Origin of the sequence: Fulvivirga lutimaris, assembly GCF_009711525.1 — a bacterium.
Classification (GTDB): domain Bacteria; phylum Bacteroidota; class Bacteroidia; order Cytophagales; family Cyclobacteriaceae; genus Fulvivirga; species Fulvivirga lutimaris.
Window position 1 is genome coordinate 1 of record NZ_SMLV01000216.1, and the last position, 5,834, is coordinate 5,834.

General features: G+C 39.8%; 1 protein-coding gene. It reads right to left on the reverse strand.

Annotated elements, in window-relative coordinates; all coding sequences use genetic code 11:
• On the reverse strand, window positions 1-5,691 hold a 5,691-nt coding region (locus E1140_RS02340; RefSeq protein ID WP_155178634.1), incomplete at its 3' end, for a hypothetical protein.
• Window positions 5,692-5,834 lie beyond the last annotated feature (143 nt).

Below are 5,834 nucleotides of genomic sequence, written 5' to 3' on the forward strand. Positions count from 1 at the left end.
TGGTACAATCACTGGCTGTGGTTCTACAGTAATTGTTACAATCTGTGGATCACTTTCACAAGAAGGAGGTATTGGATTATCATTTTCAATTGCAGTAACACTAAACTCAATTATCTTGGTACTACCAGAAACGTTTGTCAAAACAGTGGCTACATCTCCAATACCATTATCACCAAGTAACAACCCTGTTATTCCTGCATCAATTGCAGTAACTGTCCAGTTAAAAGTGGCAGGATTAACAAGCGGGTCTGCTGAAATTCCTGGATCAAGTCCATCATAACTAGCCTGAAAATTAAGTACAGATGAAGGTGCATCACCACTACATATACTCGCACTATTAGGAGGGGCCATAATTGGAACATCTCTTAAATTTACTGTAACTTCTGTGGCAGCACTTACACAACCAAGGGTGTTCGCTTCAGTTACAGAAACTTTAGGAGTAACTGGGTTTCCTAACCCATCAGTCCCATCAAACCAATTAACTGTTATCGAAGTAAAATTACCGCTGCTTGGACCTATAATATTACCGCCAACAACAGTCCAGTCATACCTAGAACCGCCAACAGGGGCTGTTGTTAACGCGTAAATAACATTTTGTTCACCCTTACATGCTTCAGTTTGTGGAGCTAAGAAGGTCAAAGCTGGTGGTGCATCTGCAATAACAACTGATCTCTGAACAATTCCACCCTCACAACCGTCAATAGTTTCGGTAACACTAATATCAAATGTTCCTGCATTTGGAAATCTCAATAATAGCAAAAATGAATTTTGAGTTACTGTATAAGAATCAGTCGTAGTAAATGCTGTGCCATCAAAAACTTCAAAATTAGTTCCGTTGCCATCAACCTCCCAATTATATACATGGGATGCACCAAAAGCATTCAGAGCAGCATCTACCTGATAAACTTTAACTGTGGAGGCACTAGAACAGGCTGTTAAGTCTCCAACAATTGTAGGCTGAGTTTGAGGAAGTGGCTGAATCACAAATTCTACTTCCTGAACATTAACACAGCTGTTTCCATCAACAACCCTTGCAAAAACTGGTACTCCATCGAAAGCAGTATATCCACCAACTGTATTTACTACGGCTGGAGCAAACTCGTTTGTATTTGCCAAGGCATCAGCTTGAGTAGGAAACCATGTAACTGTACCTGTAGCACTAATGTCGGTATTATAACTATTCAAGGTTACTGGCAAATCTGTTTCCAAAGGCAAGCCTTGAACATCATCACAAAAAGTACGATCAGCCAACGGAGGCGCTGCAACAGCAGGCAATGAGTTAACTGTAAAGGTTACAGAACCTGGACCCGGCACCGCGTTCAGACAGTTACTACCACTTCCAGTCTCGGTTATTCTAGCATAGAAAATATCACCATTACTTATCGTCACTATTGGGTCAGGACCTGGTCCAACTAAAGGTACTGGAATAGTCCTTGTATCATTTGTAAACCACTCAACAGTTGTTCCTACTGGGGCAACGGTAGCATCATAAATAGAAAGATCGACATTAGCTACAGTCGTTCCGTTGAAAGTATCCTCACAATAATCATCAGTAATATCATTTCCAATAGGGGCAACTATTTTTGTTATTACTACTTCTTCGGAATTTGGTGGACATACACCTAAATCACTGACTACATTCCAGAAAATACTGTTAGCTCCATCTTGTAGACCAGAAACGGTAGTATTCTCGTCAAAAATATCCGCAAATGTTAATGAAGAAGATCCAGTTTCTTTTATGATTAAGTCATCAAAACCCTGAATATCACCATCTCCATTACTATTCATTCTTACTTGAATCTGCAGGTTATTAACGCCTGAAACATCAAGAGCTAAAGCAGACGCATCAATTTCAAGAAGTGCTGGGTCTGGTGGCACATTATCATTTACTCCTCGAATTATCTCCCCAAATTTTGTAGGAATACCATCTAAAATATGGTATATCTCAATATAATCTTGAGTTTCAAGATCACCATTTTTGTATAAGACTGCACTAATATCAATAGTGTTAATTGTTGACACATCTATAATGTCAGAGTTCCACAGCGCCTCAGCAGAGTTGTCTCCTAAATCATTTCCCTCAAACCTTCCTGAACGCACTTCAAAATAATCACCAGGAGGCACATAGGCTACCAAGCTACTAACGTCAGTAGTCCATCCATATAAATCAGTATTAGAATCGATACCATCTGCCAGGTCATCGAAATTTTCATAGTATAATATACCAGTAGTAGACCAATATCCTGTACCCACTGCAGGAGCAGTTGCTGATAGTATATAAGACTCATCACAAGTCTGATCATCTGCTTGAGCCACAGCAGCAGATTGTTGTACGTCCTGAGTGTGCTGAACTGACAAAGGATTTAAGCTATGGCAGTTGGTTGGAGCAGTATTGCTTTCTACTATGGCCAAATAGGTCTGCGTAGCATTACTAGTTGGAGTAAAAGTCTCTTCGTTAGAACCTCCAGTCACCCCTATAGCTGGAGTGTTGGTAACTTCATCTGTGTAAGCAGTATACCATCTTACAACAAAGCCCGCGCCTGGATCATCCACGGAAATTGTCGCTCCCGTAGCATCTGAAGAACAGGCAATAGCATCTACTGGATTAGCAGCATCCGCAGGGCGAGGATTAACAATTATTTGCTGATCCACTGGTAAACCAGCAGCATTACATCCAGTAACTGTATTAATAATTGAAGTTAGCCTTATTGTATATGTATCAGATAAATTTGATAAATCTGCATAGTCCAAATCGGCCGCAGAAAAAGTTAAAGCACCAATTGCATCCGTTGTCTTATTAATAGTTCTGGTTAATATCGATGGGCCAACAGGAGGTGGAGCAGCTGATTCATATACTTCGAAATCTATATCATAATTTTCAATAGAATTTGGATTTAAGTCTAAGGTTATGTTTGGTAATGGTGTACCGGGGCCATCATCACAAATAGCTGCTCCAACCACGAATCCATCAATTGTAGGGGGCGGGGTAAGACTTGTTGCAATTGTTGCAGAACCTGTAATATTAGCTGAAGGAGCTGTTACTGTACAATTAATTGAAGTTCCTAAATCTGTTACAGATGTAACAACGTAAGTATCAGGGTCATCAGTAACAATTGTAGAACCCGGTATTACAAATGGGGATGTCACTCCATTTACTGTAGTAGCATTTCCATTACGTTCATAAGTAACATCCCAAGGACCAGTTCCCGTTAATGTTATAACCGCTGGAGGTCCTGGTATACCTGCACAAACTGAACCTCCGCCTGTAACTGTAGCGGTAGGCAATGGGTTAACAACTACATCTATAGGCGCAGACAGAGGGCTTTCGCAGTCTGTAGGATCAATACCGATAACCTGCACGGCGTATGTACCTGACTCTGCAACTGAGGTTAATATAAGTTGATTACTGTTGGTTTGTTGAACAGGGGTAACGTAATCAGGGTCTTTAAACCATGCATATTCATCTGCATTACCATCAGCGTCACTAGATTGTAGAATTACCTGATCTCCGTTTTCACAGATATCAAGTCCATCGCCTACTTCTGTAATTGTTGGTGTAGCTGGAACAGGATTAACAGTGATCGTGGTGATTGTACTTCTTTCTGTTGCACAAGGGCCGTTGTCAATAACTGCACGATACTCATAAGTTCCTTCTGTGGCTAATACCTCATTGAAAGTAAGATTTCCATTATTTCCAATATCAATAAATCCACCACCATTAACTTGTCTTTCCCAGTTAAGAATCGTACCAATTTCCCCATTCAAGGTTATTAATCCAGTGTTATCCCCCTCACAAATTTCGTTGTCGGGATCAGTAGTTCCACCCTCAGTATTTCCGAAAATTGTAACTGTAAATGTTCTGAAATTAGAAGGACAAGTTGGAGCGGAAGAATAAATACGTCTTACTCGAATTGTTCTTGTAACTGATGTAAATGACCCTCCAATATTAAAATCAACAGTTATGTTATTACCCGTAGTGGCATCAAGATTTACACCGCCACCACCCGTACTACTCCATTGGTACTCTATTGCTCCACCAAATGGATTATTACCAGGGGCCGCGGCAACGGAGAAACTGACATTATTTGTTCCATCACAAATCGGTGATGTTCCTGTAATTACCCCAGGCTGATTAAGGTCCTCTCTAACTGTAATAGTAATTTCAACAGGATCACTTTCACAACTATTAGTTGCTCCTAGCACATAAGTCGCCCACATTGAATAAACGCCAGGCACATTGGTATTTAAGCCACCTGGGAAACTAGTAGCTGGGAAGTTAGTTGCATTATTGCCATTTGGATTGGCAATTAAAACCCCTCCAGCATTAGGATCATCATCATACCAGTTAATGGCTGAACTTCCGGCTGTTCCTGTCACAGTAAAATTCACCCCACCAAGGCCATCTCCTTCACACAATATATCTGGATTTGCTCCCGGAGCAGGAGGAATGTCAATTATTCGAATAAAATCTTGAGCAGTCACTTGATTTGCAGCAGCATTTCCTAAGGAATAAGGATTACAAACATTCCAATACTCAATAGTTACATAAAAACGATCACCCACATCCCTATTACTAAAGGCTGCGGGTGTTGAAACAGTTGTTATTTGATCTAACGCACCAAATGGCAATTGATTAGCAGGATCGTTAAATTGTACAACACCTATTAAATCACCGGTTCCCAAAGCAGCAGTGGCTCCGCCAAAAGTTGGAATATATTCCCCAGCAATTAGAGCACCAGTTTCATCCGTCACCTGTACTCCTCCTACAAATACGTTTGGTATTCTATCAACATCAGCTCTGCCTGCATCACCATAAATTACTCTAACCCATCTATCATCATCATTTGGTTGGCTAGGGTCATTTATACAATTAAGAGTAGATACATCCGAAAAGGACATATCAACCTCATCATTTAGACATACAAGATCAGTATTAGCAACGGTAGGTTCTAAATCAATAACTCCCCCACCTTCATTATCTTCATTATGTGAAGCATACGTAATGAATTCATTAGGATCTGATGTAGGGCATGCTGCAAACCCAACTAAATTCGGACGCCAAATAGAGGTGTAAGAACAAGTAGGATCATCATCTGGATACAAAAAAGCAACGGAACTAGCATCAAAAGCAACGTAATTAGTACTTGCGGCTGGAGTTCCAGAAGAATTTGATTCGTAACCAAAAATTTGCCTAACTCCCCCTGCTAAACCAAAAAAGTTTACCTGAAGCTTCATTATGTTTATATTATAATTACTTGAATTTCTAAAACCCAAACTGACCCGATATACCATTCTGGTAATAGGATCTACAGGTGCGCAAGGTGGTGTCGGTGTTGTTGTTGCTTCCCATGTAAGGTCATCACAAGTAAATGTTCGATTGTTTTCAGAATTAATTGTATCTCCTCCAAAAGATACAGTGAATGAACTTAAACCAATAGGTACGGGTGCGCTCAAAGTCAAAAAAGCAGAATTACCTGAAACAAAAACAGAATTAATAACATTTCCTCCACCAAGCGTATAATTCCCAGGCACATTATAGGGTGCGGAGTTGGGAATTGGAGCGTCAAATGTAACTTCTACTGTTAATTGATCATCAGTTTCATGTCTAGCAGTACTTATTGCTTGACCATAGATTAGTTGAGTAAAACCAACAAAAATTAACAATAGAGAGAGGCGGAGGAATATTTTCATTCTTTTCAAGAAATCAATTTTGACTTAAGTGGGTAAAAGTAGTAATTATCTAAGCAATTTATAATCCGTTTAAATAATTATTCAATTTAAATAAAGCCAAGCGTAGATATCTATATTAAAGTTGTGGTAACCTTACATATATG